Below are 24,575 nucleotides of genomic sequence, written 5' to 3'. Positions count from 1 at the left end.
GACCACGAGTCGTCCGTCGAGCTCTCGACCGCCTCACCGGCGGTCGACGAGACGGTTCAGCCGCTCGGACGTGACCTCGAGGGTGACCTCGAGGATCCGCAGGCGGCGGTCCGGTTCGTGATGCCGCCCGTCCGCTCCTCGCCGCGACGTCGTGCGCGGGCTCATCCGGCGCACCCGTGGTGCGAACGTGCGCTGCGGTCCTCTGGTTGGCTGGTCTCCATGGACTTGGCCGAACAGTTCGCGCACATCGCCACCGGCGCGGTGTACGACGACCTGACCCCCGAACTCCTCGCGGCACGTGCCGACGCGGTGCGCGCCACGAACGCCTACAACGCCTCCTCCGGAGAACCGTCCGTGGTGCGGGAGGGACTGCTGCGGGACGTCGTGGGCTCGATGGGGCGGGAGGTGACCTTTGAACCCACCTTCCGGTGCGAGTTCGGCCGGAACATCCACCTGGGCTCGCGGTTCTTCGCCAACTTCGACTGCGTCATGCTCGACGGAGCCCCCATCACCGTCGGCGACGACGTCCTCCTGGGCCCGAAGGTGGGCCTCTACACGTCCAACCACGTGCTGGACCCCCTCGAACGCGCCGCCGGCGCCTGCCGGGCCGTGCCCATCACCCTGGGGAACGCGGTCTGGATCGGCGGCGGGGCGACGGTGCTGCCCGGCGTCACCATCGGCGACGGCGCCGTCGTCGGCGCCGGGAGCGTCGTCACCCGGGACGTCCCCGCGGGGGTCGTCGTGGCGGGCAACCCGGCGCGCGTGCTGCGCGAGATCACCCCCGCCGACCGCACCGGGTTCCGCCCCCGCCACTGAACGTCCTCCTCGTCCTCGAGGAGGAGGCCTCAGACGCCCCGATCTCGTCCTCCGGCAGGTGCTCCCCCCCGAACCCCCGCTCCTAGCGTCGACCACGACCGGCCGAGGGGTGTCGGCAGCGGCACGAGGAGGACGCATGATCACGGCGGAGGCGTTGACGAAGCGCTACGGGACGACGACGGCGGTGGACGGGTTGTCGTTCACGGCCCACCCGGGGACGGTCACGGGTTTCCTGGGCCCGAACGGTGCGGGGAAGTCCACGACGATGCGGATGGTCCTGGGCCTGGAACGCCCGACCGCCGGCACCGTCCTGGTCGACGGACAGCGGTACGTGGACCTGAAGGCCCCGCTGCACACGATCGGGGCGATGCTCGACGCCCGGTCGGTGCACCCGGGCCGGACGGCGTTCCGCCACCTGCTGGCGCTGGCCCGCACCCACGGCATCCCCCGTTCCCGGGTGGACGAGGTCATCGGGCTGACCGGGCTGGAGTCCGTCGCCGGCCGGAGGGTGAAGGGTTTCTCGCTCGGCATGGGCCAACGGCTCGGCATCGCCGCGGCGCTGCTGGGCGACCCGGCGACCGTCGTGTTCGACGAACCGGTCAACGGCCTCGACCCCGACGGCGTCCTGTGGATCCGTTCCCTGGTGCGGGACCTGGCGGCCGAGGGCCGGACGGTGTTCCTGTCCTCCCACCTCATGCACGAACTCGCGCTGTGCGCGGACCGGGTCGTGGTCATCGGTCGCGGGCAGTTGCTCGCCGACGCCACGGTGGCCGAACTCCTGGAACGGTCCCGCGGGGCCGGCCTGGTGCGCGTCCGGACCACGGAACCTGAGGCACTGGCCCAGGCGCTGGTGCGGGACGGGGCCGTCGTCACGGGTCAGCCCGACGGCACGCTGCACGTGCGGGGAACCTCGGCCGAGGAGGTCGGCGCGGTCGCGGACCGGGTCGGGGCGACGGTCCTCGAACTCGCCACCGAGGCCGGTTCGCTCGAGGCGGCGTACCTGGAGCTCACCAGCGGTTCCGTCGAGTACCAGGCCGGTGCCCGGTGAGCGCCGCGGTCGGCTCGCCGACGCCCCGGACGGTCGTGGCGGGTTCCGGTCCGTCCTTCGCGCGGGTCGTCCGCGCGGAGTGGACGAAGCTCCTCGGCCTGCGGTCCACCCACGTCGTCGTCGTGGCGACCGTCGGGCTGGTGGGGTTCCTCACCCACCTGTCCGCCACCGCCTCCGCCGGCGATCCGGGGTTCGTCCCCACGCGGGGCCTCGCGGACGTGCTGCCGCTGGCCTTCCTCGGGGTCCTGGTCCTCGGGGTGCTCGTGGGGACCGGTGAGCACAGCACGGGAACCTTCCGGTCGACGTTCGTCGCCGTGCCGCGGCGGGTTCCCGTCCTGCTCGCCCAGGCCGTCGTGACGGCCGCCGTGGCCCTGTGGACCGGCGTCCTGAGCGTCGCCGCGGCCGTGCTGGGGATCCTCCCCGCCGCCGCCTCGCGCGAGACGACCCCCGACCTCGCCGCGGCCGGCGTACCCGCGCTGCTGCTCGGTTCGGTGGTCTTCCTCGTCGGAGCCGGGCTGCTGGGCCTGGCGATCGGCGCGCTGCTGCGCCGCCCCGTCCCCGCCCTCGTGGCGGCCGTCGTGCTGCTCCTCGTGGCCCCCGTGGTGCTCTCGTTCGCGGCCGAGGCGGGCAACGACCCGGCGGCGGTGTACGACCCGGAGAACCCGCCCGCGGCGACCGCGGCCGTGAACACGGTGGAGAGCTTCACCCCCGTCGGCGCGGGGGCGGCGTTGACGAACCCCGGTGGCGGTGGGCTCGACGGGGCCCCCGACCTCGGGGCCGGCGGTTCCGCCCTCGTCCTGGCCGCCTGGGTCGCGGTGCCGCTGACCGTCGCCGCGTTCCGGTTGCGTCGTCGTGACCTCGTCTGAGGCCCGCGCCGTCACCGTCCCCCGCGTGGTCGCCGCGGAGTGGACGAAGGTCGTGAGCCTGCCGTCGACCCCCTGGCTCCTCGCGGGGACCGTCTGCGCCGCAGCCTTCCTGGCCTTCGTCCTGGGGTTGTTCGTCGGCCCGGGGGACGCGGTGAGCGGCACCTCGCTGGCGGGTTCGGGGCACCTCCTCGCCCAGCTCGGGCTCCTCGTCCTCGGGGTGCTCGTCGGGAGCACGGACTTCGCGGTCGGGACCTCCCTGACGACGTACGCGGCCGTGCCCCGTCGCCTCCCGGTCCTCCTCGCGCAGGTCGCACTGACCGGTGCCCTGGCCCTGGCGACCGGGCTCGTGGCGATCGCGGCCTCCCTGGCGGTGACCGCCGGCACCCGGCGGACGGCCGGGCTGTCGTGGTCGACGGCCGACCCCGCGGACCTGCGCACCGCGGCCGGCTACGTGCTGTTCCTCACGGGGGCGGCGGTGTGCGGCGTCCTGCTCGGTGCGCTGCTGCGCCGACCGCTCGCCGCGCTGGCCGCCGCCGTCGCGCTGTTCGTGCTGCTGGACCAGCTCCTGGCTCCGCACCCCGGCCGCGTCGCCGACACCGTGCGCGCGCTCCTGCCGAGCAGCGGGACGCGGTTGTTCGCCGACGACGCCCAGCTCGCCGCGCTCGCCGCCGGCCACGGCCCCCACCTCGGCGCGGCGGGCGGCGGGCTGGTCCTGGCCGCGTGGTGCGCCGCACTCGCCGTCCTCGCCGGGTACCGGTTGGTGCGTCGTGACGTCTCCTGACCCGGGGGCGGTGCACGCCCGGTGGGAGGCTGTCGCGGTGACGACACCGCATGCCGCCACCCCCGGGGGTCCCCCCGCCCTCACCGCGTCGCAGGTGCAGCACCAGACGACACCGCGCCGGCTGCTCCGGGCCCACCCGTGGACCGCGCACGTGCTCGTCGTGACGCTCGTGCTGCTCGTCGGGGCCGTCACCGCCCTCTCCGTGTCGGAGACCGTGCGGGGGGCCACGAGCCTGGGGTTGTTCTCGTCGGGGTCCCCCCTGGGCGAGCGCTACGTGACGACCTGGCTGGCGGGGACGGTGGCGGGGGCGCTCGCGCTCGTCGGCCGGAACCGGTGGCCGCTGGCCGTCACCGGGGTGGTGACCCTCCTCGCCGTCCTGTCGCTGGCGCTGGGCCAGGTGCTGGGGGTGCTGGGGTTCTGCCTGGCCTGGGCGCTGCACGCCGTCGCCGCCCGGCGCAGCGCCCGCACCGCGTGGGCCGTCGGCGCCGCGGTCCTCGTCGTGGTGTCGGTCGCCGTGCTGCGCTGGCAGGTCATCGGTCTGGCCGAGGTCCTGCTGTGGAGCGACGAACTCCCTCCGGTCGACGGTGCCCCCTTCCAGCGGCTCAGCGAACCGGACCCCTCGACGGGGCGCCGCACGTGGACGCTGTTCCTGCTGCTCGCCCTCCTCGTGCTGGGCGGGGTCACGGGCGCGGGGGCGCAGGCCCGCCGGTTGCACGCCCACGACCTCGCCGAGCGGTACGCGGCGATGGCCCGCGAACGCGACGCGAGCGCGGCCCTCGCGCGGTCGGCCGAACGGGCCCGGATCGCGCGGGAGATGCACGACATCGTGGCGCACAGCGTCTCGGTGATGGTGGCGCTGTCGGACGGTGCGGCCTCGGCGCTCGACCGCGCGCCGGACGCCTCCCGGCGGGCGCTCGCCGAACTGTCCGCGACGGGCCGGGACGCCCTCGCCGACATGCGCAGCGTGCTGAGTTCGCTGCAGCCGCCCGAGCTCGAGGACCGGAACTCGTCGGGGGTTCCCACGGGACCCACCGAGACGGACCTGCACGGCGTCGTCGACCGGTTCCGGACGGCGGGGTTGCCGCTGACGACCAGCGGTCTGGACGTCCCGCTGCCCGCGGACACCGTCCTGCGCCTGGCCGTCGTGCGGATCGTGACGGAGGCGCTCACCAACGTGCTGCGGCACGCCCCGGGAACCCCCTCCGTCCTGCTGGCGCTGCGACGCGACGACACCACCCTGGAGCTGGAGGTGGTGGACGCCGGGGGCGTCGGCGCCAGTGAGGGCGGCGGGACCCACCTCGGGCTCGTCGGGATGAGGGAACGCGCGGCCCTGCTCGGCGGCGAGGTCCAGGCCGGTCCCGGCGACGGCGGTGGCTGGCGGATCCACGTCGTCCTGCCGACCGACGGAGGGGGCCGCTCGTGACCACCGTGCTGCTGGTGGACGACCAGGCGTTGCTGCGCATGGGGTTCCGTCTCGTCATCGAGTCCGAACCCGACCTCGAGGTCGTCGGCGAGGCGTCCGACGGCGCGGTCGCGCTGGAGCAGGTGCAGGCGCTGGCCCCCGACGTCGTCGTGATGGACGTCCGGATGCCCGGGATGGACGGGATCGAGGCCACCCGGCGCATCGCCGAGGAGCACCCCGGTTCCCGGGTGCTGGTGCTGACGACGTTCGACGTCGACGAGTACGCGTTCGCCGCGCTGCGCTCGGGTGCCAGCGGGTTCCTCGTCAAGAGCGCCGGCCCCGAGGAACTCGTCGACGCGATCCGCGTCGTGGACTCCGGGAGTTCCGTCGTGGCCCCCCGCCTGGTGCGCCGGATGCTCGACCTGTTCGCCACGCACCTGCCCACCGATCCGGAGGCGACGCCCGGGGACGCCCTCGACGCGCGCCTGCAGCCCCTCACCCCGCGCGAGCTCGACGTCCTGCGCCGCATCGCCGAGGGATCGTCGAACGCGGAGATCGCCGAGGACCTCGTCGTGTCCCTGACGACCGTCAAGACGCACGTGGGCAACGTGCTGGCGAAGCTCGGGCTGCGCGACCGCGTGCAGGCCGTCATCGCGGCCTACGAGTGGGGGCTCGTGCGGGCCGGGGAGAACTCCTGACCCTCAGCGACGGGAGAACGCGCCCCCGGCGCCGAACACGAGGTCGGTGAACCGGCGGCCGACGAGGGCGTGCCCGGCGGTGTCGAGGTGCAGCGCGTCCGGCAGCGGGTGCTCGCGCTCGTCGGCCTCGCCGAACAGGTCCAGCCCGTCGAGGTGGTGCAGGTGGGGGTCGTCGCCGCGGGCGGCGACCACCTCGCGCAGCGCGTCGCGCACGACCCGCAGCGTGAGCCGTCCGCCCGTGGTGTCCCCGGGGGTTCCCGTCGCGGTGAACCGCAGTTCCCCCCGCCCCAGGGCCTCGACGTCGACGGAACCCGGGCCAGGGGTGTCCTCGTGCAGCGCGCAGTGCAGCGGCGAGACGAGGAGCAGCGGCGTCGTCGGGTGCCCGTCGCGCACGGTGTCGAGGAACCCGTGCACGGCGGCGACGAACGTCCTGCGCCGCATGACGTCCCCGCCCACCACGTTGATGCCGAACTTCAGGCTGAGGAGGTCCGCGGGGCGGTCCCGCACCACCCGCGCCAGGAACGGGTCGACGAGCGCGCTGCCGCCGAAGCCGAGGTTCTGCAGCCGGACGCCCGCCGCCCGCGCCGCGACCGCCGGCCAGGTGCGGGTGGGGCTCGACGCGTTGGAGCCGTGGCTGAGGGAACTCCCGTGGTGGACCCAGAGCGGACCCGACGGGGCCACGGCCCGCAGGTCCGCGTCGGCCGAGAGGGCGACGACGTCCACCTGTTCGAGGTGGGGCAGCCAGAACTCCACGACCTTCTCGCCCGCCGGCAGGTCGTCGACGACGACGTGGTCGTCGGGCCCGGCCGTCGTCGCCGTGGACCCCGTCCGCAGGTCGACGTCCACGAGGTCGCCCCCGGTGAGGACGTGGGTGCTGCGCCGTTCCCCGTCGACGCAGACGTCGACCGCGCCGCGGAGCCGCTGCACCCCGCCCAGGGCCTGACGGGTGGCGTGCACGACCAGCTCGACGTGCCGGGCCGCCGTCGACACGACGATCCGGACGCCCGACGGTTGCGCCTGCGCCCCGAGCAGCTGCGCGTCGGCGTCCCGCTCGCGGACGGCCTGCGGGAGCCGGTGGGGGCGCACCCCGCGAGCGGTCGCCTCGACCTCCAGGGCGCCGTGGAACAGGTCGGGGGTCAGAGCGTGCGTCACGGGACCTCCTGCGGGGGGAACGGGTCGCGGGAGGACCAGCGCGACAGGACGAGGTGCAGGGAGCGGAGCAGTTCGCGCCAGGACTCCTGCGCGGCCGGGGAGCTGTGGTCGAAGCTGCCGAGGCGTTCGAGGTCGAGGAAACCGCTGAGGGCGGCGCCGAGGACGCGGGTGGCGTGCACGCGGTCCGGCGCCGGGACCCGGTAGCCCAGCAGCACGGCCTCGGTGAGGCGGACGACGCGACCGGCCGCCGGCGCCTGCACCGCGGCCGGCCCCGCCTTGCGGTGCAGGGCTTCCCAGCGCCCCGGGTGCTCGAGCGCGAAGGCCCGGTGGGCGCCGGCGAAACCCGCCAGGGCGTCCCCGCCCGAGCGTCCCACGAGCGCGTCGGCGACGCGGTCGGCGAGGCCGTCGAGGGCGAGGACGGTGATCCCGTCGCGCAGCGCGGCCAGGTCGCGGACGTGGCTGTAGAGGCTCGGTGTCTGCACCCCCAGGGAGCGCGCGACGGCCGCCAGGGTCACCGCGTCGAGACCGTCGGCGTCGGCGAGCTCGGCGGCGCGCTGGACGACCGCGGCGGCGGTCAGCGGGGGACGGGACACGTCCCTACGGTACACAGGCCGTGACCTAATGACCGTAGGTTCAGATCCAGCCGTTCCCCTGCGCGATGTTCACGGCGTCCGTGCGGCTGCGCGCGTGCAGCTTGTCGACGACCACCGAGAGGTAGTTGCGGACCGTCCCCTCGGACAGGGACAACCGGTGCGCCGCCTCGCGCACCGTGCACCCCTCGGCCACGAGACCCAGCACCTCGGACTCGCGCGGGGTCAGCGGGGAGTCCCCGCGCTGCACGGCGGCCGCGGCGAGTTCGGGGTGCAGGACGCGGCCGCCGGCCGCCACCCGGCGGATGCCGTCCACGAGTTCCTCGACCGGGGCGTTCTTCAGCACGAAACCGTCGACCCCGGCGGCGAGGGCGCCGCGCACAGCCGCCGGGCGACCCAGCGCCGTGAGGATGACGACCTTGGTGCCCGGAACCTCCCGCCGGATCCGGGCGGCCACGGACACCCCGTCACCGCCGGGCATCTCCAGGTCCAGGACGGCGACGTCGACGGCGGTCGACGCGAGGGCGTCGAGCACCTGGTCGCCGCGAGCGACGGACGCGACGACCTCCAGGTCGTCCTCGCCGTCGAGCAGCGCGACGAGTGCGGACCGCACGATGTGCATGTCCTCGGCGACCAGCAGACGGATCACGACCGCCCCTCCTCCTCCGTGCGTGCCCTCGGTGCGCGGGCGACCCCGTGGACCGGCACGCGGCACGTCAACCGGAACACGTCCTGGTGCACCGAGACCTCGACCGAACCCCCCAGGACGCGCACCCGTTCGCGCGCGCCGACCAACCCGGCGCCCCCGCCCCCGCTCTCCGTCGCGGTGACGCCGTCGTTCTCCACCACCAGGTCCACGACGCCGGCGTTCCCGTCAACGGCGCCTCCGGCGTGCACCGAGACCGTGCACCACGTGGCCCCGGCGTGCTTCACGACGTTCGTCGCCGCCTCCCGCAGGACCCAGGCCACGACGTCGTCGGCCGCCCCGAGACCCCCGTCCGCGGCCCCCTCCCCGTCGAGGTCAGCGTCCACCTCGCAGCGGACGCCGGCGTCGGTGAGCAGCCGCACCGCGGCGGCCAGTTCGGTCCGGACCGTGAGCACCCGGTACCCGGCGACCAGCGCGCGCAGGTCCGCGGCGGCGGCGTGGCTCAACCCCAGCACGTCGTCGAGCTCCCCGGCCAGCGCCTCACCACGCCCACCGCGCTGGTGACGGCGGGCGAGTTCGACCTTCAGGGAGATCGCCGCGAGGTTGCGCCCCAGCAGGTCGTGCAGGTCCCGGGACACGCGGACCCGTTCGGCGAGCACCTCGGCGTGGGCGAGTTCCGCCCGGGCCAGTTCCAGTTCGCGGTACGTGCCGACGCAGCGCAGGACGACGAACAGCAGCACCGACGTCGCGAGGTAGCTGACGCCCGCGAACACCGAGGCCCCCCATGCCTCCCCCGCCACCCGGGTGAGCCCGACCTGCAGCAGCAGCCCGGTCGCGGCCAGGGCGACGGCCGGACGCGGCGGCAGTAGCTCCAGCACGAAGCAGGCCGTCACCGCCGACCACGCCAACCACCCGGGTCCCAGCAGCAGCGCGGGGAGGTAGCCGACCGCCGCCAGCGCCCACAGGGCCGAACCCCGGGAACGGACCCCCGAGCGCGACAGCGTGCTCCGCAGCACGGTGACGGTCACCGCGCCCGCGGCCAGCGCGCTGACGGCGACGGCGAGGAGCGCGACCACCTCGGTCGGGGGCGCCTCCGGGGTCACCCAGGCGACCCGCCCCGAGCGGACGTCCCCCACGACCGAGACGGACAGACCCAGGGCGCAGAGCAGGAAGAGGACGACCGCGAGCGCCTGCAACCGGCGCGTCACCGTCCCCCCGGCCGGCGGGAGGCGGCGCACCCGTCCCCGGCGGATCCGGGACGAGGGCGGGGGACGCACGCCCGACACCGTATCCCGCAGCGACGGAGGGTCCGGGCGGTCTCACACGGGCAGGTCCCAGGGGTTCACCCCCGCCTGCCCGCTGCCCCCGGCCGGGCGTCGCCAGGGCCGCAGCCGCGCGCTCACGACGCGCACCACGGGCACGGCGAGGCGGGGGTGCGTGAGGTCCACGAAACCCACGTCGCACCCCGTGGCCGCCAGCTGGGAACTCCACTCGGCCAGGACGTCCCCGTCGCCACCGGGAGGGTGCGTCACGGCCGGGACGGCCTGCGCCCGGGACGGGTGCGGGAGCAGGTGCGGGTGGTCCTCGACGTGCTCGGCCTGCCACGCGGCGGACCCGGCCCCGGTGAGCCCGAGCTCGTCGCCGAACTCCAGGCAGGCGAGGACCTGCAGGAGTTCGTCCCCGGCGCGGACGACGGCCTCGGCGAGCGTCGGCGCCGTCCCGAAACCCAGCGTCGTGCCGGTGCCGTCCGGCAGCACCGCGACGGCGACGGCGGTGGGGATGCCGCTGCCCGGTGTGAGGTCGAGGAACCAGCCGCGGCGGCCGTGCGCGGCGAGGTCGACGGCCACCGCGTCCGGGTCGGGGTGGGCGGCGCCCGGGCGCAGTTCCCGCGCCCACCACCAGGCGGCCACGGCGTCGCGTTCGACGAGTTCGGCCAGGCCGCGCCGCACGGCGTCCGCGGTGCTGCGACCGGCGGCGCACCCCGTCGAGTCCGGGCGGGCCGCCGCGACCGCCCACTGGTGCGGGTGGCCGAAGGTCACCGCCGCGGCCGGGACCCAGGCGTCGGTCCAGGAACCGTCGGGGACCGCGCGGACGCGGCGGAACTCCGTCGCCTCGTCGTCCCGCCAGGCCGGACCCGCGGCCGCCCCCGGGAGGACGACGCGGGAACCCCCGGACCGCAGCGCGGTCGTCGTCGCGACGACGGCGTCGGGGTCCGGACGCCAGGCCGTGCTGGAACGTTCGACGGCCTCGCCCAGGCAGGTGGTGACGGCCGCCTCGGCCGTGCGGCCCGCCCCGAACGCCGTCGCGCGCCGGCGGTGCACCCCGGTTCCCACGGACGGCGGCCGGAACGGGTGCGTGGTCGTCGCGAGGAAACGCCCCGCCGCCGAACGCCGCACGCGGGGGCGGTCGAGGAAACCCGTCAGACCGGACACGAACCCCTGCAGCCGGCGGGCGAGGTCCTCGTCGGCCGCGACGTCCCCCGGACCCTCGCGCGGTTCCGTCCGCGAGCACGGCGGGACGGGGTGTACGACGACCTCAGCAGTGCGCAGGCGCAGTTCCCGGATCCCGGTGCGCCACAGGTCCGCGACGGCCCCGGTCCCCGTGCCGTCCAGGTCCTCCAGGACGCCGTCGACCGCGCCGGCGACGGCTCCGACGGCGGCGCTGCGCAACGTCGACCCCCCGGTCCCGACGGGGTGCGCGGCGCCGGCGAGGTCGGGTTCGGCGTTGCCGCGCAACGCCTCGACCAGGCAGGCGGGGCAGGGACCGGCGCTCCGGTGACCCTGCCCCGCACCGATGAGGGGACCGACCCAGCAGCGCCCGGCGCCCCAGCGGACGAGGAGGACCGGGGACCGACGGGCCAGTTCCGTCAGCCGGTCGGGCAACCGCGGGTCGGCGTGGTCGTCGCAGACGAGGACCACGAGGTCCGCGCCGTCGTCCGCCGCCGGGGCGAGGCGGGTTCCGCCCGCCTCGAGGACGGCCTGCAGCTCGCCGGTCGCGCTGCGCCCGACGCCCGCGACGGCGACGGACGGCCGGAGCGGTCCGGGCGTGCGGGCCAGGACACCGCTGCGGACGAGGTCGGCGAGTTCCCCCGCCAGTTCCGGGACGTCCTCGGGACGGACACCGAGGCCGACGAGCAGGTCGTCCGTCGCGAGTCCGCCGCGGGCCCGCAGGAGTTCCAGCGCGTGCGCGGGCCGGTCGGGGACGCGGACCCTGTCCTCGTCGTCGTCGAGCAGGAAACTCCCGCCCGGGTCGCGCAGCACGCGCCACGGCCCCCGCGGCGCGAGTCCGCGAGGGCCGTTCGTCACGGTCGGCTCACTCCTGCGTCTCGTCGGGCCAGCACAGGCACAGCGGGCTGGCCACCGGGGCCGGCGTGCGCCGCGGCGCGGGGCCGGGCGGGAGGACGCCGAGCAGGCGGTCGAGTTCCGCGTCCAGCCCGGTGCTGACGCGTTCGGTGGTCACGGTCACGAGGAACCTCCTGGGAACTGTCGGGGCGGTGCGGACGCGCCGAGCCTCTCCCCCGGAACCCACCGGGCGGCAGTGCGCGCCTCACCGTTCCGGGGTGCGTTCCTCACAGTCGCGGCACAGTTCCCCGCGGAACCCTCAGCGGTGCGCCGACCGCGCGCACACCCCGGTGAGCGCCCCCCACCCCACGACGGCGACGGCGAGCAGACCGGCAACCGGCAGCAGCGCCGGGACGACCGGGCCCCCCGCGAGCGCCGTGCGGACACCGTCGGCGAACCACGCGGTGGGGGTGAACCGCAGGACGGTGTCGGCGGCGTCGGGCAGGACGGCGGCGGGCAGCAGGACACCGCCGAACAACCCCACGAGGGCGGCCAGGGCCCACAGCAGCGGACCGGTCTCGCGGCCGGTGCGCAGCAGGCCGCCGACGAGCGCGCCGACCGCCGTTCCCGCTGCGGTCCCCGCCGCGGCGAGCAGGACGAGGACCAGGAGGGACACGGGGCCCGGCCGGTTGACGGCGACGACGACCACGACGGCGGGAACGGCGAGCAGCAGCCGTGACGGCAGCAACGCGCCCGCCAGGCGCACGGCCCGGACGCCGCGGGCGGTCGTGGTGCCCGCGAGCAGCGCCAGCGTCCCGCGGCGGCGCCAGGAGCGGACCCGTCCCGCCGTGCCGGGCAGGGCGAGGACGACCGCGGTGAGCACGAGCACCGCGGGCTGCAGCTGGCCGGCGACCCCGTGCGCGGCGTGGCCGTCGGGGCCGAGGACGCGCACCGTGCGGCCGGGCAGGGCCCGCTGGACCGCCGCCAGGAGGTCCCCGACCGCCCACGTCGCCGACGGGGCGACGCGGACCAGGACCGTCCCGGTCGCGGGGACGGTGACGGTCGCGTCGACACCGGGTCCGGGGGCGCCGAGGGCGGTGGCCCGGGCGGTGCCGGCGCCGGGGCCGCGCACCTCCTCACCCGCGGCGGTCAGGGACCGCTCGACGGCGACGGCGGAGCGTGCCCCGGCCACCTGCACGACCTGGGCGTCGCCGGACCTCCCGAGCTGCCCGAGGACCACGGCCGCGACGACGACGAGCACCGGCGTCAGGACCGCCTGCGCGAGCAACGCCCTGTCCCGCAAGGACTCACGCAGAGCGGCACGCGCCGGCGACAGCCGGTGCGGGCACCGTCGGCGGAGACGGGCGGGTGCGGCCGGCGACGCGGTGGTCCGCGTGGTGCTCACGGACGGCACTGCGTGTCCGCGGGCCGGACGTCCACGCGTCGGTCGGCGGTGGCGCGCCGGACCGCGTCGGCGAGCGTGGCCTCGTGGTGGTGCACCTGCACCAGCGTCCGCAGCCCGACGGTGGCCGCGCGCCAACGGTCGGCGGCGACGTCCGGCACGTCGACGCGGGTGTGGCCACCGACCCGCTGGAAGGTGGCTCCGGGCAGGGTCGCGGCCAGCGAGCTCGCCTCCCCCGCGTCGGCGACGAGGGCGGTGACGCCGCCGTGGGCGGCGTAGCGGTCGACGAGCTCGGCCGCGGAGGCCAGGGCCACGAGCCGCCCCCGGCGCAGCACCCCGACGCGATCGCAGGCCGCCAGCAGCTCCCTGCCGTCGGCGGTGTCCAGGACCTCCGGCCGGCCACCGGCCACGACGGCCGTCCCCCCGTCCGCCCGGTGCCGTCGCAGCAGGGCGGCGAGCGCGGGGGCCGTCCCGGGGGCGGACCCACCGGCAGGTTCGTCGCAGACGACGACGGGTGTCCCACCCGCGAAGCTCACCGCGAGCTGCAGCCGTTGCCGCGCGCCGTGGTCCAGGCTCCGGACGAGCTCGCGCCGGGAGGTGCCCAGCCCCGCGAGGTCGAGGAGCTCGTCGGTCGCGACGCGGGGCCGGCTGCGGAGCCCGGCCGCCAGGGACGCCCACAGGGACAGCGTCTCCTCGACGCTGAGGTGGTCGAAGAGAGCCGCGTGGGAGGGCAGGGTCGCGACCGCGTCGTCGACTCCGGCCGCCGGGTCGTGGCCGAGGACGTGCACCGCGCCCCGGGTGGGCTGGGCGCGGCCCGACAGCACGGACAGGAGGGTCGACGTGCCGGCACCGCGGCGGCCGACGACGGCGAGCACCTCGCCACCGCGGACGGTGAGGTCCACGCCGTCGAGCAGCACGGCCCCGGTGGAGCTCGGGGTGGACCCGGACCGCACGTGGACGCCGGCGGCGGTGAGCGCGGGCGGGGTGGTGCCCCGCACACGTGCCAGGTCTCCTGCCACGCGGTTCACCACCTCGCCCGACACCTGCCCGACACCAGCCCTCCCCCGAGGAGCACCCGCGCGGTGCGGGCCTGCGGAGAGCGTCGCCGGTCACCGGGGGTGCGGGCCAGGTCACCCGTCAGGTCGTGGCCGTGAGGAACGCACCCCCGAGCCGCAGGAGGAGCGGGACCGCGGCGACCGCCGTCCCGACGAGGAGCAGGACGGTGTCGGCGCGACGCCAGGGAGCGGGCAGGGCCCAGCTGCGCCGGCCCGCCCGCTCGCCGGCGAAGCCGCGGGCGTCCATCGCCAGGGAGACGCGACCGGCGCCGCGGACGGCGTCGACGAGCAGCCCGAACGAGGTCGAGGCGGCCCAGCGCACGCGTCCGACGGGGCCACGACCGGGGCCGAGGCCCCGCACGCGGCGGGCCGCGGCGATCTGGTCCCAGGAGTCGGCGAGCGCGTCCAGGCGCCCGAGCGCCACGACGACCGCGACGACGACGCGGCCCGGCACGCGCAACCGCTGGGCGAGGTGGTCGCCCGCCTCGGCGGCGTCGAGCCACCCCAGGAGCAGCCCTCCCGGCAGGACGAGCACGAGCAGCCGCAGGGCCGCGGTGAGCGCCGTCCACAGGGGTTCCGGGCTGTCACCGGCCAGGACCGTCGACCAGCCGACCGACAGCGCCGCAATGCCGAGCGGCAGCAGACGGCGCAGCGCGGCGCGCACGTCGCCGACGACGAGGGGCAGGCACAGCGCTTGCACCACAAGGGCTCCGGCGGCCTGCCACCACTCCTGCACCGCGAAGGCCCCGACGGCGCAGAGGACCCCGACGGCCAGGAGGGACAGGGGTCCGCAGTGCCGGACGACGGGTCCGGGGCCGGCGCTGCGACGTTCGGCGGCGGTGGGCGGCACGGTCGTGCCCACCGGTCCGTCCACAGGTCCGTCCCCACCCCGCACACGACTGCCCACAGCGTCGTCCACAGTGCTGTGCACAGAGGTGTGGACATCGCTGTGCGCGGCCCGGACGGATCCGCGCTCCTGGTGCCTCACGCGGCCACCCCCACGCGGTGCCCGGTGCTGAGGCGGACGGCGGCGGTGCTGCGGTCGGCCAGCGCGTCGAGCAACCGGTCGTCGTGGGTCCCGACGGCGACGGTGGCGCCGTCGCGGGCGGCCGCGGCGAGCAGCCCCGCGACGACGGCCCACGTCCCCCGGTCCTGCCCGACGGTCGGTTCGTCGGCGACGACGACCGCGGGTCCCGCGGCGAGCGCGCCGGCGACCGCGAGCCGCCGCTGCTCGCCGCCGGACAGCCGGAAGGGGTTGGCCTCGGCGAGACCGGACAGCCCGAGCAGGTCCAGCAGGGCCTCGCCGCGGTCGGGGTCGCGGCCCAGGACGTCGGCCGTGGCGGCCACCTCGCCGCGCACGGTCGCGGCGACGAACGTGTGCTCGGGGAACTGCGGCACCCAGCCCGTCCGCGCGGCCAGCTCGCGGGAGGTCCAGGTGTGCGGGGCGCGCCGGCCCCGGCGCCCCGCGAGCGCCGCCGCGGCGAGCAGCCGCCCGGACGTGGGTGCGGTGAGTCCGGCCAGCAGCGAGAGCAGGCTCGACTTGCCGGCCCCGCTGTCGCCCGTGACGGGGGTGACCGCCCCCGCGCTCAGGGCCAGGTCCACCCCGTGCAGGACGGTGGCGGGCGGTCGGGGGCGCAGGCCGCGGCGGGTGCGCACGAGGCCGAGCGCCTCGCCGTGCAGGACGTCGCCGGGGCCGGGGTCCAGCGCCGGGGCGAGGAGCCCGGGGGGCACCTCGCAGGGTGCGGGCGCGGCGACTCCGGGCCACCACAGGTCCCCCGTGCCGGTGGGAGGGGGCCCCTCGGCGGGGCCGTCGTGCACGACACCGCCCCCCACGCCGAGGACGACGATGCGGTCGACGTGCGGGGCCCAGCCGGCGACGTCGTGGTCGACGACGACGAGGCTGCGGGACTCCCCGGCCGCCTCCAGGACGGCCGTGCGGACGGCGGCCGCCGTCGGGGCGTCGAGCATCGAGGTCGGTTCGTCCAGGAGCAGGACGGCGGGGTCGGCGGCCAGCGTCCCGGCGAGCGCCAGCCGTTGCCGCTCCCCGCCGGACAGGGTCCGCACCTCGCGGTCGCGGCCGGCGGTGAAGCGGGCGGTGGCGTGGGCGCGGGCGACCAGGCGCCACGTGCCGAGCCGGTCGAGGCCGGCGTTCTCCGGGCCGAAGGCCGTGTCCCGGCCGGCGGTCTCGGCCACGACGGCGTCGACGGGGTCCTGCACGAGGAGGCCGACCTCCCCCGGGGCCGCCTCGCGGCCGTCCAGGCGGAGGTCCCCGACGGCGTCGACGTCCTCGTCGAGCAGCCCGGCGAGCGCGCGCAGGACCGTGGACTTCCCCGCCCCGCTGGGGCCGGCGAGCAGGACGCGCTCGCCGGCCCCGACGTCGAGGTCGACGTCGCGGACCAGCGTCCGGCCACCGGGGGCGGTGACGGTCAGCCCGCGCAGCGCCAGGTGGGGCACGGTGGTCAGCCGCGGTGCTCGCGCCCGGCGGGGAACGCCGACAGCGCCCCGGTGCGGGCCAGCGCGCGCGTCAGGGCCCAGCCGCCGAGGCCCGCGACGACGGCGCCGGAGACGGCGAAGGAGCCGATGTAGACGAGGCGGTAGGGCATCGTCCACGTGTCGCCGTAGTAGAGGAACTGCTCGACGATCCCCTCGAGGACCGCGGCCAGGACGCCGCCGAGGACCGCGACGGCCGGGCCGAACCGGCGCCAGGCGAAGAGCGCGAAGGCGAGCTCGACGCCGACGCCCTGCACCGCACCGGAGACGAGGGTCGTGATGCCCCAGTAGTTGCCCAGCAGCGCCTCGACGGTCGCGGCCACCATCTCGGCGAGCAGCGCGGCACCGGGCCGGCGGATCACCAGCGCGGCGACGACCGCGGGCAGCAGCCACACCCCGCCGAGGAGCCCCTTGAGGGGCGGCAGCGCCGCGAAGGCGGGTTCGACCGCGGCGTACAGGACGTCCCAGCCCCAGAACACGACGCCGAAGGCGACGCCGAGCACGGCGGCGGTGAGCAGGTCGACGGTGCGCCAGTGGTGCGGGGCGCGCGAACGGTTGAGCGTGGTGCTCACGGTGGTTCCTCCTGGTCCCAGGAGGGGGACGCGCGACCACCGCGGTCACGCGTCGAGGACGTCCCGACTCCCTACGCCGGTGTGAACCGGATCAGGTTCGAGGGTCTGCGGAAACCCGCACTCTCAGCGCCCCACGGCGCTCCCCTGTCGTTGCGCAGCGAGGGTACCCCGCCGCGGCGGTCCCGGGTGAGGGGAGGATGGCCCGGTGCTGCGGATGATGCGGGGACCGGACGGTGGGCCGTCGCGGGCCGTCAAGCTCATGACCCTCGTGGTCGTGCTGGCGGTCCTGGCCGGGAGCGCCGCGGCGCTGACCCCGGTCCTGGGCTGGCTCCTGGGTCTGCTGTAGGGCAGGGTTGCCGCCCATGAGCTCGATCGTCTGGAAGTTCGTCGGCCCGGGCGCCGGCATCCTCGCGACCGCGGTCGCGGGGCGCGTCACGAAGAAGGTCTGGGTCGCGGTGACGAAGTCGCCGCCGCCGGACAACCCGGAGGACCCGGACGTGGCGTGGAAGGAGGCGGTCGTGTGGGCGCTGGCCTCCGGTGCCGTCATCGGCCTCACCCGGCTGGTCGTCGAGCGCCAGGCCGCCGTCTGGTACCGCAAGAGCTTCGGGGAACTCCCTCCCGGCCTCGGCCCTGGCGACGACGGGGCGGTCAAGGAGTACTCCTGACCCGTTCGTGAGGGTGTCGTGACGACGCCCCCCGTTGCCCCGGTTCCCGGGTGCGGTCCCCCTGCGGCGGTGCTGCAGTGGGACCGCACCGGGAACCACCCGGTCATGGAGGAGGCTGACGATGAGCGCCACGGACAAGATCAAGAACGCCGCCCAGGACCTCGCGGGCAAGGCCAAGGAGGCCGCCGGCGGCGCCAAGGGCGACGACGAGCTGCGCGCCGAGGGTCAGAAGGACCAGGCGGCGGCCGACCTGAAGCAGCGCGGCGAGCACGTCAAGGACGCCTTCAAGGGCTGAAGCCCTCGGCTGACCTTCAGCCGAAACGCTCCACGAGCCGGTCCTGCCGGGCGTCGACATCGGGGTCGACGACCTGCAGGGCCGGGTTCGCGTCGTGGTGGGCGACGATCTCCCGCGCGCCCTGCGCGAAGCTCGTCGTGGCCGCGAACCCCGGGACGAGCCGCTTGAGCACGGTGTTGTCGAAGACCACCGAGTGCGCCTTGTCCCCCAGCAGACCCGGTCCCCGGTCGGGTGCCTCGCGGGCGATGACGTCGCTGGGGACGTGCACGATCGACGGGTCCTCCACCCCGGCCGCCGTGGCCAGCCGGCGCGCGATGCCGTCCCACGTCAGCACCTCGTCCGACGTGATGTGCACGGCCTCACCGGTCACGGCGGGTTCGCCGAGCAGCGGGACGAAACCCTGCGCGAAGTCGGTGTGGTGGGTCAGGACCCACGTCGAGGTGCCGTCGCCGTGCACGACGACGGGTTTGCCCCGCCGCATCCGGTCGACGGCCGTCCAGCCGTCGTCGAGCGGCACCATCGTGCGGTCGTAGGTGTGGCTGGGCCGGACCAGGACCGCCGGGAACCCGTTCTCGCGCCACTCCCGCGTCAGCAGCTCCTCGCAGGCGATCTTGTCGCGGGAGTACTGCCAGAAGGGGTTGCGCAGCGGTGTCGACTCGGTGATGGGCAGGTGCCCCACGGGTTTGGCGTAGGCGCTCGCGCTGGAGATGAACACGAACTGCCCGGTCCGGCCACGGAACTGCTCGACGTCCGCGGCGACGTGCTCGGGGATGAAGGCGACGAAGTCGACGACCACGTCGAAGGTCCTGTCCCCCACCGCGTCCCGCACGGCGGCGGGGTCACGGCCGTCGGCCGTCAGGGTTTCCACCCCCTCGGGCAGGGAGCGGCGGCCGGAGCCGCGGTTGAGGACGGTCAGGTCGATCCCCCGCCGGACCGCGAGGTCGGCACAGGCGGAGCTGATGGTCCCGGTGCCACCGATGAACAGGACGCGCACGTTTCCTCCCGTCGTTCCCGACGACCCCGTCGGGTGCCCTCACCCTAGACGCCGCTTCCGGCACCGACACCCGCTGGGACGGTCGTCAGGCCTGCCCGTCGCAGACGGCGGCCTCGACGGCGGCGTTGACGTCCGCGAGGTCGTCGAGCGTGCGCGGCAGCGCGGTCACCGCGACGACGACGGACCGGCCGTCGGAGGTGGCGAGGTTCCGCGTCTCGTACCCCTGGATGTCCCCGCCGTGCCCCCACGCCTCGACCCCGTAGCTCAGGGTCCGGTGCGCGAAGCCCAGTCCGTAGCTCCAGCCCGGTTCGGGTTCGAACTCCGCGGCCGGCACGGTCTTCAGCAGTTCCGCCCGCTGCGCCGGCTCCAGCAGGTCCGACCCCTGCGCGCCGTCGGCGCCGAGGACGGCGGCCTGGAACCGCGCGAGGTCCGAGGGCGTCGAGACGAGTTGCCCCGCGGCCCACCCGAGGGACGGGTCGGTCTCGGTGACGTCGGTCCACGGCGCGTCCTCGCCGGCAGCGAGGTACCCGCGGGGGTGCTCGCCACGGATCTCCTGCTCCCCGGTGCCGGGCCAGTAGGTGTTCCGCAGCCCGAGGCGGTCGATGACCCGCTGCGTGATCTGCTCGCCGATCGGCCGGCCCGTGACGCGCTGCACGAGCATCCCGGCGAGCAGGTAGTTCGTGTTGCTGTACTGCCACTGCGCGCCGGGGCCGAACTCCGCGGGGGCGGCGAGCGCGGCCTGCAGCAGCTGGGACGGGTCGAAGTAGGTGTGCCGGATGTCCAGCAGCGCGGTGTCGCCCTTGCTGACGTCGGCGACGACGGTGTCGTAGTCGGGCAGGCCGCTGGTCTGCTGCAGGAGCTGGCGGACGGTGATGGCGCGACCGTCCCCGCCCGGTCCGCGCACGAGACCGGGCAGGTAGGTCTCGACGGGTTCGTCGAGGGAGACCTTCCCCTCCCCGACGAGCTGCAGCACGACGACGGCCGTGAACGTCTTGGTGTTGCTGGCGATGCGGACCCGGCCGTCGGCGTGGATCGGGTCGCCCGTCGCGAGGTCCTGGACCCCTGCGGTGTAGTTCGTCACGCGGCCGTCGGCGTCGCGGACGGAGGCGAGCGCGCCCGGGAACCCGTCCTCGCGGACGAGGTCGTCGAGGCGCTGCTGGACGACGGCCGAGCGCTGGCCCTGGTGCGCCCCCGGCGCGGCCGTGGCGGCGGACGTCAGGCCCAGGGACATGACGGCGGCCCCGGCCAGGGCGGCGGCGAGCGAACGGGTGCGGCGAGGTCGGGCGGTCGTGGTCACGGGTTCCTCCTGAGTGGTGGCTTCCTCGGTGCCCTCAGCCTTCCGAGGCCGCCCCGCCCGATCGATCCCGTGCACTGGACGACAGGAGGTGGTGCCTGCACCACCTCCGACGCGCGCCGCAGCCGTCCGGCCACCACAGTGGGCGGGTGAGCGAGGAGACGACACCCCACGTGGACCCGCGCGACAACGCCGAGGTCCGCACCGTCCAGGAGGCCGGCAGCCGCGAGGTCGCCCGCGCCGCCGACTCCGGCCCCGTGCCGAGCCCGGCCCGCGACCCGCAGGACCCGCTGGGCCTGGAGGACGACGTGGCCGACGGGACCGGGCAGGGCAACCCCATCGCCGGGGTGGAGATCAGCGAGGAGGACGCCGAGAACGCGGTGCCGGGCGACGACGGCCCCACCGGGACGCGCTGACCTGACCGCTCACGCGCCCGTGATTCGTGCGGCGACGGCCGGCACGAGCACGGGCGCGTTGATTGCGGCGTGCAACGCCATGCACGCCACCAGGTTTCGCCGCCACAGGTAGAGGACGTAGATCGCGACCGTCCCCCCGGCGTGGTGCAGCAGCCAGGCGGGCCCGAAGAACGTCAGGTGCGGGACGACGAAGAACGGCGCGGTGAGGGAAACCGCGAGCCACCGGCATCCCAGCAGTTCCGTGAGGCGCTCGAGGGGGTAGCCCCGGAACAGGACCTCCTCGAACACGGCCGCGGTGAGGACCATCGCCACGACGGCGAGCAGGGGCAGCGCGACGATCTCCGCGCTCCCCCGTCCCGGACCGTCGACCGGCGGAAGGACCAGCGAGCCCAACCACGACCAGAGCATCGCCGGGCCGAACAGGACGAGAGCGGACTCGAGGTCGCGACCGGTCGGCCGCACGATGCGCAGCGAGTCCAGGTCCCGGCGCTCGACGCCCCGGACCCAGGCCAGCAGGAGTGCGACCGCCAGGACGTTCCACGCGATGGACGCCGCCGGTCCGGTGAGGCCCAGAAGGACCAGGCGCTGCGACGGGTCGGCACCGGCGGCGCGGACGAGGGGTGGCAGCCACATCGGCGTCCAGGCGAGCGCGACCCCCGCGAGCACGACCCACCACCCGCACGCCCCGGTCCGCCCCCTCACCTCCGTCGCTGGCATGGGACTAGAGTAGACGCTCTAGAGCATGCACTCCAAGGAGGTCCCGTGGCCGGCACCGGAGGCGACCGGGTGAACCCGCGACGCCGGGCGATCCTCGAGGCGGCCGGGCGGCAGTTCGCCGACGTCGGGTACGACCGCACGTCCACGGCCTCGATCTGCCGGGCGGCTGGGGTCTCCTCGGGGACGTTCTTCCACCACTTCCCGACCAAGCTCGACGTGCTCGTGGGGGTCCTCGACGCCGGCCGGGACGCGACGGCCCACCGGCTGGCCGCGCTGGAGGAGCGGGACGCGGGCCTCACCGCCGTCCTCGCGCACGCCGCGGACACCGAGGCGGAAGCCGGGGACCCGGACTTCCCGGGGCTCGTGCTCGCCGTCGCGGCCGTCGAACGGGACCCCCGGGTGGCGGCGGCCCTGCGCTCCGAGACCGACCTCGTCCACCGTTTCCTGGTGCAGCAGCTGGAGATCGCCAGGCGTCTCGGTGAGCTGCGGCCCGACGCAGCCGGTCCCGACGTCCTGGCCCGACGGGTGCGGTGGTTGCTCGACGGGGCCGCGGCTGACGCGCTCACCGGCCCAGCCGCACCGGGGGAGGTCGTCGAGGGGGTGCGGGCCCTGCTGGTGTGACCGCGTTCGTGCGGTCCCGGAACGACGAAGGCCCAGATCCACCGGACCTGGGCCTTCGTGCTGGAGCGGGCGACGAGAATCGAACTCGCACTATCAGCTTGGGAAGCTGAAGTTCTACCATTGAACTACGCCCGCATGCCCTGCAGAGCAGGACGGTGACCACTGTAACCGACGGCGGCGGGTGCTCGCACCGGCGGTACCGTGACGCCCGTGCTGCTCTCCGACCGCGACATCCGCGCCCAGCTGGACTCCGGACGGGTCGCGCTCTCCCCTTACGACCCGTCGATGGTGCAGCCGAGCAGCGTGGACGTGCGGCTGGACCGCTTCTTCCGGCTGTTCGACAACCACAAGTACTCGGTCATCGACCCGGCGCAGGAGCAGCCCGAACTCACCCGTCTGGTCGAGACCGCGCCCGACGAGGCGTTCATCCTGCACCCGGGCGAGTTCGTCCTCGGCTCGACCTACGAGGTCGTCTCCCTGCCCGACGACATCTCCGCGCGGCTGGAGGGCAAGAGCAGCCTGGGCCGTCTCGGCCTGCTGACCCACTCGACGGCGGGGTTCATCGACGCGGGCTTCTCGGGCCACGTGACGCTGGAGCTGTCGAACGTCGCGACGCTGCCGATCACGCTGTGGCCGGGCATGAAGATCGGCCAGCTCTGCTTCTTCCAGCTCTCCTCCCCCGCGGAGCAGCCCTACGGCAGCGGCGCCTCGGGCTCGCGGTACCAGGGGCAGCGCGGGCCGACGCCGAGCCGCTCGGCGCAGGGGTTCCACCGCACCGCGGTCTGACCGCCGGGCACGCCCACCCGTTCGGACCAGCGGTGACGGAGAACACTTCAGTCGCCCCCCGGGCGAGCCGTTGACACGGGTGTGGAGCTCGCGGTGACGACGGACGGGGAGGGGACCGCAGTGGACGCGCACCCCCTCGCACCGCCCGCGCCCGTCGACCACCACGCCGACGAGGTGGCCACCTCCGTCTCCCCCGTGCGGGTGGGCCGTCAGGGCATCTACGACACCGAGCGCCGGCTCGTCGCCTACGAGCTGCTCTTCCGCAACCACGGCCGGGCCAGTGCCGAGCTCGCCGAGGGCGCCGAGCAGGACCACGCGACGTCGCAGGTCATCAGCGCCACCTTCGGCGACTTCGGCGTCGAGCAGATCGCGGGCGACCGGCTCCTGTTCATCAACCTCACCCGAGGGTTCTTCACCGGCGCCCTGCCCATCCCGTGCTCCCCCGACCAGGTCGTCCTGGAGCTGCTGGAGAACGTCGAGGTCGACGACGAGGTCCTCGAGGGGCTGCGCCGGCTGCGCGCCCAGGGCTACCGCATCGCCATCGACGACTTCATCGGCGAGGAGGGACGGCTGCCGGCCGTGGCCCTGGCCGACTACGTCAAGATCGACGTCGAGGCGGCCGGGGACGACTTCGAGCGGGTCCTCGTCCTGGCCCGCGAGCACAACCCGACGGCGCTCGTCGTCGTGGAGCGCATCGAGGACGACGCGCTGTTCGCCCGCTGCCTCGCCGCGGGCGCGGACCTCTTCCAGGGGTACGGGTTGCAGCGACCGGTGACGCTCGAGGCGGTCAGCCTCACGCCCTCGCAGCTGGTCTGCCTGCGCCTGGTGCGCGCGCTGACCGGCACCGACGCCCCGCTGCACGAGATCGAGCAGCTCGTCGCCTCCGACCCGGCCCTCAGCCTGCGCGTCCTGAAGACCGTCTCCTCGGCTGCGGCCGGCACGAAGTCGGGCATCACCTCGCTGCGCCAGGCGATCGTCCTGCTCGGCCGCCAGCAGCTGTGCTCGTGGGTGGTCCTCATGCTGCTCGGCGGCGTGACGAGCGTGGACACCGAGGCGCTGACGATGGTGCTGGCGCGGGCGGCGGCCTGTTCGCGACTGGCCCCGCAGGACGCCGACCTCGCCTACACGGTGGGTCTGCTGTCCGGGGTCGCCACCGTGCTGGGGATGTCCGAGGACGAGCTGGTCGACACGACGGGCGTCGCGCAGTCGGTGCGCGCCGCACTGGTGCACCGCCGCGGACCCGCCGGCGGCGCCCTGCGCGCAGTCCTCGCCTACGAGGAGGACGACCCGTTCGTCATCACGGACGCCGGTCACGCCGTGTACGAGGTCTCCCGCGCCTACCTGACCGCGCTCAGTGGTGCCATGGTCACCGTCAGTTCGGTTCTGGAGCGTCCCTGACGCCGGACACGCCTCGGGCGTGCACTCTCCGCTCAGGCGGACCTACCCTGACGCCGTGACCAGCGAGCGGGAGGACCCCGGCTCCGGGCCGGCGGACGCCGGTGCCGCGGTGGGCGCTGTCCCCTCCGGTCCCGCCGACGAGGGTGAGGAACGCGCACTGGCCCTGGCGCACCGGATCTTCGAGCACGCGCGCAACGGCCGGGTCCGCGAGCTGTGCGGCTACCTCGACCTCGGCGTCCCGGTGAACTCGACCGACAGCGACGGCAACTCGCTCGTCATGCTCGCCGCGTACCACGGTCACCCCCGCACGGTCCTGGCCCTGCTCGAACGCGACGCCGACCCGGACCGCGCCAACAGCCGCGGCCAGACCCCGCTGGCCGCCGCCGTCTTCAAGGGCGAGGTGGAGGTCGTGGCCGCGCTCGTCGCCGCCGACGCCGACCCCTACCTCGGCACCCCGAGCGCGCTCGAGGCCGCCCGGTTCTTCGGCCGCCAGGACCTCCTGGAACTGCTCGAGGTCCCCGAACCGGACTGACCGTCCCTCCCCGGCGCCGCCGCCCCGTTAGCCTGGCGACGGTCGGCGCGTCCGCGTC

General features: G+C 75.6%; 29 protein-coding genes, 1 tRNA gene and 1 riboswitch. Of the genes, 14 read left to right on the top strand and 16 right to left on the bottom strand.

From position 1 onward, the window contains the following. Nucleotides 1-33: 33 nt before the first annotated feature. Entirely contained in the window at nt 34-165 is a 132-nt protein-coding gene (locus ACFEMC_RS01365; protein WP_380172859.1) for a hypothetical protein, read from the bottom strand. 54 nt (nt 166-219) lie between these two features. Here ACFEMC_RS01365 and ACFEMC_RS01360 point away from each other — a divergent pair, with 54 nt between their 5' ends. From ACFEMC_RS01360 to ACFEMC_RS01335, 6 genes are all read left to right on the top strand, one after another. After that, nucleotides 220-816, top strand: coding sequence for a sugar O-acetyltransferase (locus ACFEMC_RS01360; RefSeq protein WP_380172857.1), 597 nt, complete (start codon nt 220-222; stop codon nt 814-816). A gap of 136 nt (nt 817-952) precedes the next feature. Beyond that, nucleotides 953-1,864, top strand: a complete 912-nt coding sequence (locus ACFEMC_RS01355) for an ATP-binding cassette domain-containing protein (protein WP_380172855.1) — start codon at nt 953-955, stop codon at nt 1,862-1,864. Continuing rightward, the gene (locus ACFEMC_RS01350) at nt 1,861-2,730 is read left to right on the top strand and encodes an ABC transporter permease subunit (protein ID WP_380172853.1); all 870 of its coding nucleotides are present in this window, start codon (nt 1,861-1,863) and stop codon (nt 2,728-2,730) included. The genes ACFEMC_RS01355 and ACFEMC_RS01350 overlap by 4 nt, the downstream gene beginning before the upstream one ends. Beyond that, nucleotides 2,717-3,511 carry a hypothetical protein gene (locus ACFEMC_RS01345; protein ID WP_380172851.1) on the top strand — a complete coding sequence of 265 codons (795 nt, stop codon included), beginning with the start codon at nt 2,717-2,719 and terminating at the stop codon, nt 3,509-3,511. The genes ACFEMC_RS01350 and ACFEMC_RS01345 overlap by 14 nt, the downstream gene beginning before the upstream one ends. A gap of 37 nt (nt 3,512-3,548) precedes the next feature. Then, on the top strand, nt 3,549-4,934 hold the full coding sequence (locus ACFEMC_RS01340; protein ID WP_380172849.1) for a sensor histidine kinase: 1,386 nt from the start codon (nt 3,549-3,551) through the stop codon (nt 4,932-4,934). Then, on the top strand, nt 4,931-5,611 hold the full coding sequence (locus ACFEMC_RS01335) for a response regulator (RefSeq protein WP_380172847.1): 681 nt from the start codon (nt 4,931-4,933) through the stop codon (nt 5,609-5,611). The genes ACFEMC_RS01340 and ACFEMC_RS01335 overlap by 4 nt, the downstream gene beginning before the upstream one ends. A gap of 3 nt (nt 5,612-5,614) precedes the next feature. Here ACFEMC_RS01335 and ACFEMC_RS01330 read toward each other — a convergent pair whose 3' ends face one another. From ACFEMC_RS01330 to ACFEMC_RS01280, 11 genes are all read right to left on the bottom strand, one after another. Further along, nucleotides 5,615-6,763: a GDSL-type esterase/lipase family protein gene (locus ACFEMC_RS01330; RefSeq protein ID WP_380172845.1), complete on the bottom strand. Its 1,149-nt coding sequence runs from the start codon at nt 6,761-6,763 to the stop codon at nt 5,615-5,617. After that, entirely contained in the window at nt 6,760-7,356 is a 597-nt protein-coding gene (locus ACFEMC_RS01325; RefSeq protein WP_380172843.1) for a TetR/AcrR family transcriptional regulator, read from the bottom strand. Before ACFEMC_RS01325 ends, ACFEMC_RS01330 begins: the two co-directional genes overlap by 4 nt. 40 nt (nt 7,357-7,396) lie before the next feature. Continuing rightward, nucleotides 7,397-8,002, bottom strand: a complete 606-nt coding sequence (locus ACFEMC_RS01320) for a DNA-binding response regulator (RefSeq protein ID WP_380172841.1) — start codon at nt 8,000-8,002, stop codon at nt 7,397-7,399. Continuing rightward, nucleotides 7,999-9,276 (bottom strand): sensor histidine kinase, encoded by a 1,278-nt coding sequence (locus ACFEMC_RS01315; protein ID WP_380172838.1) that lies wholly within the window; start codon nt 9,274-9,276, stop codon nt 7,999-8,001. The genes ACFEMC_RS01320 and ACFEMC_RS01315 overlap by 4 nt, the downstream gene beginning before the upstream one ends. Before the next feature lie 42 nt (nt 9,277-9,318). Beyond that, complete coding sequence (locus ACFEMC_RS01310; protein ID WP_380172836.1) at nt 9,319-11,304, bottom strand: YcaO-like family protein; 1,986 nt, start codon at nt 11,302-11,304, stop codon at nt 9,319-9,321. Nucleotides 11,305-11,311: 7 nt separating this feature from the next. Beyond that, nucleotides 11,312-11,464, bottom strand: a complete 153-nt coding sequence (locus ACFEMC_RS01305) for a hypothetical protein (RefSeq protein WP_380172834.1) — start codon at nt 11,462-11,464, stop codon at nt 11,312-11,314. Between the two features lie 135 nt (nt 11,465-11,599). Further along, a complete protein-coding gene (locus tag ACFEMC_RS01300) occupies nt 11,600-12,568 on the bottom strand; it encodes an ABC transporter permease (RefSeq protein ID WP_380172832.1) in 969 nt (322 codons plus the stop codon). Between the two features lie 113 nt (nt 12,569-12,681). Continuing rightward, nucleotides 12,682-13,701 carry an ATP-binding cassette domain-containing protein gene (locus tag ACFEMC_RS01295; protein ID WP_380172830.1) on the bottom strand — a complete coding sequence of 340 codons (1,020 nt, stop codon included), beginning with the start codon at nt 13,699-13,701 and terminating at the stop codon, nt 12,682-12,684. A 118-nt stretch (nt 13,702-13,819) separates the two neighbouring features. Continuing rightward, entirely contained in the window at nt 13,820-14,599 is a 780-nt protein-coding gene (locus ACFEMC_RS01290) for an energy-coupling factor transporter transmembrane component T family protein (RefSeq protein WP_380172828.1), read from the bottom strand. 122 nt (nt 14,600-14,721) lie between these two features. Continuing rightward, complete coding sequence (locus ACFEMC_RS01285; RefSeq protein ID WP_380172826.1) at nt 14,722-16,191, bottom strand: ATP-binding cassette domain-containing protein; 1,470 nt, start codon at nt 16,189-16,191, stop codon at nt 14,722-14,724. A 5-nt stretch (nt 16,192-16,196) separates the two neighbouring features. Continuing rightward, nucleotides 16,197-16,799 carry an ECF transporter S component gene (locus ACFEMC_RS01280; protein WP_380172824.1) on the bottom strand — a complete coding sequence of 201 codons (603 nt, stop codon included), beginning with the start codon at nt 16,797-16,799 and terminating at the stop codon, nt 16,197-16,199. Nucleotides 16,800-16,850: 51 nt separating this feature from the next. Further along, nucleotides 16,851-16,955: riboswitch (TPP riboswitch) on the bottom strand. 49 nt (nt 16,956-17,004) lie between these two features. On the opposite strand from ACFEMC_RS01280, the gene ACFEMC_RS01275 reads away from it, so the two are divergent. The 3 genes from ACFEMC_RS01275 (at nt 17,005) to ACFEMC_RS01265 (ending at nt 17,759) form a co-directional block, all read left to right on the top strand. Further along, on the top strand, nt 17,005-17,145 hold the full coding sequence (locus tag ACFEMC_RS01275) for a hypothetical protein (RefSeq protein ID WP_366171461.1): 141 nt from the start codon (nt 17,005-17,007) through the stop codon (nt 17,143-17,145). A 16-nt stretch (nt 17,146-17,161) separates the two neighbouring features. Continuing rightward, the gene (locus tag ACFEMC_RS01270) at nt 17,162-17,464 is read left to right on the top strand and encodes a DUF4235 domain-containing protein (RefSeq protein WP_380172821.1); all 303 of its coding nucleotides are present in this window, start codon (nt 17,162-17,164) and stop codon (nt 17,462-17,464) included. Between the two features lie 121 nt (nt 17,465-17,585). Then, entirely contained in the window at nt 17,586-17,759 is a 174-nt protein-coding gene (locus tag ACFEMC_RS01265; protein WP_366171465.1) for a CsbD family protein, read from the top strand. A gap of 16 nt (nt 17,760-17,775) precedes the next feature. Here the strand turns inward: ACFEMC_RS01265 and ACFEMC_RS01260 are convergent, their stop codons facing one another. Then, nucleotides 17,776-18,753 (bottom strand): SDR family oxidoreductase, encoded by a 978-nt coding sequence (locus tag ACFEMC_RS01260; RefSeq protein WP_380172818.1) that lies wholly within the window; start codon nt 18,751-18,753, stop codon nt 17,776-17,778. 85 nt (nt 18,754-18,838) lie between these two features. Beyond that, nucleotides 18,839-19,984, bottom strand: coding sequence for a serine hydrolase domain-containing protein (locus tag ACFEMC_RS01255; protein ID WP_380176534.1), 1,146 nt, complete (start codon nt 19,982-19,984; stop codon nt 18,839-18,841). 212 nt (nt 19,985-20,196) lie between these two features. Here ACFEMC_RS01255 and ACFEMC_RS01250 point away from each other — a divergent pair, with 212 nt between their 5' ends. After that, a complete protein-coding gene (locus ACFEMC_RS01250) occupies nt 20,197-20,463 on the top strand; it encodes a hypothetical protein (protein ID WP_380172816.1) in 267 nt (88 codons plus the stop codon). Between the two features lie 9 nt (nt 20,464-20,472). Here the strand turns inward: ACFEMC_RS01250 and ACFEMC_RS01245 are convergent, their stop codons facing one another. Continuing rightward, nucleotides 20,473-21,180 (bottom strand): CPBP family intramembrane glutamic endopeptidase, encoded by a 708-nt coding sequence (locus ACFEMC_RS01245; RefSeq protein WP_380172814.1) that lies wholly within the window; start codon nt 21,178-21,180, stop codon nt 20,473-20,475. A gap of 45 nt (nt 21,181-21,225) precedes the next feature. Between ACFEMC_RS01245 and ACFEMC_RS01240 the strand changes: the two genes are divergently transcribed. After that, nucleotides 21,226-21,801, top strand: a complete 576-nt coding sequence (locus ACFEMC_RS01240) for a TetR/AcrR family transcriptional regulator (RefSeq protein WP_380172812.1) — start codon at nt 21,226-21,228, stop codon at nt 21,799-21,801. A 61-nt stretch (nt 21,802-21,862) separates the two neighbouring features. Here ACFEMC_RS01240 and ACFEMC_RS01235 read toward each other — a convergent pair. Then, nucleotides 21,863-21,936: transfer RNA gene (locus tag ACFEMC_RS01235), tRNA-Gly, on the bottom strand. A 75-nt stretch (nt 21,937-22,011) separates the two neighbouring features. Here ACFEMC_RS01235 and dcd point away from each other — a divergent pair. The 3 genes from dcd (at nt 22,012) to ACFEMC_RS01220 (ending at nt 24,517) form a co-directional block, all read left to right on the top strand. Continuing rightward, nucleotides 22,012-22,587, top strand: coding sequence for a dCTP deaminase (gene dcd / locus ACFEMC_RS01230; protein WP_380172810.1), 576 nt, complete (start codon nt 22,012-22,014; stop codon nt 22,585-22,587). Nucleotides 22,588-22,707: 120 nt separating this feature from the next. Then, the gene (locus tag ACFEMC_RS01225) at nt 22,708-23,985 is read left to right on the top strand and encodes an EAL and HDOD domain-containing protein (protein WP_380172807.1); all 1,278 of its coding nucleotides are present in this window, start codon (nt 22,708-22,710) and stop codon (nt 23,983-23,985) included. 109 nt (nt 23,986-24,094) lie between these two features. After that, on the top strand, nt 24,095-24,517 hold the full coding sequence (locus ACFEMC_RS01220) for an ankyrin repeat domain-containing protein (protein ID WP_380176532.1): 423 nt from the start codon (nt 24,095-24,097) through the stop codon (nt 24,515-24,517). Nucleotides 24,518-24,575: the final 58 nt, after the last annotated feature.

The organism is Kineococcus sp. DHX-1 (assembly GCF_042473625.1).
Taxonomy (GTDB): Bacteria; Actinomycetota; Actinomycetes; order Actinomycetales; family Kineococcaceae; genus Kineococcus.
This window is presented reverse-complemented; position numbering and strand designations above follow the sequence as displayed.

What these genes read in the sequence shown, in the direction of transcription:
- ACFEMC_RS01365 (WP_380172859.1), bottom strand. Translation starts at nt 165, where the DNA reads ATGAGCCCGCGCACGACGTCGCGGCGAGGAGCGGACGGGCGGCATCAC.
- ACFEMC_RS01255 (WP_380176534.1), bottom strand. Translation starts at nt 19,984, where the DNA reads ATGTCCCTGGGCCTGACGTCCGCCGCCACGGCCGCGCCGGGGGCGCAC.
- ACFEMC_RS01270 (WP_380172821.1), top strand. Translation starts at nt 17,162, where the DNA reads ATGAGCTCGATCGTCTGGAAGTTCGTCGGCCCGGGCGCCGGCATCCTC.
- ACFEMC_RS01245 (WP_380172814.1), bottom strand. Translation starts at nt 21,180, where the DNA reads ATGCCAGCGACGGAGGTGAGGGGGCGGACCGGGGCGTGCGGGTGGTGG.
- ACFEMC_RS01360 (WP_380172857.1), top strand. Translation starts at nt 220, where the DNA reads ATGGACTTGGCCGAACAGTTCGCGCACATCGCCACCGGCGCGGTGTAC.
- ACFEMC_RS01265 (WP_366171465.1), top strand. Translation starts at nt 17,586, where the DNA reads ATGAGCGCCACGGACAAGATCAAGAACGCCGCCCAGGACCTCGCGGGC.
- ACFEMC_RS01355 (WP_380172855.1), top strand. Translation starts at nt 953, where the DNA reads ATGATCACGGCGGAGGCGTTGACGAAGCGCTACGGGACGACGACGGCG.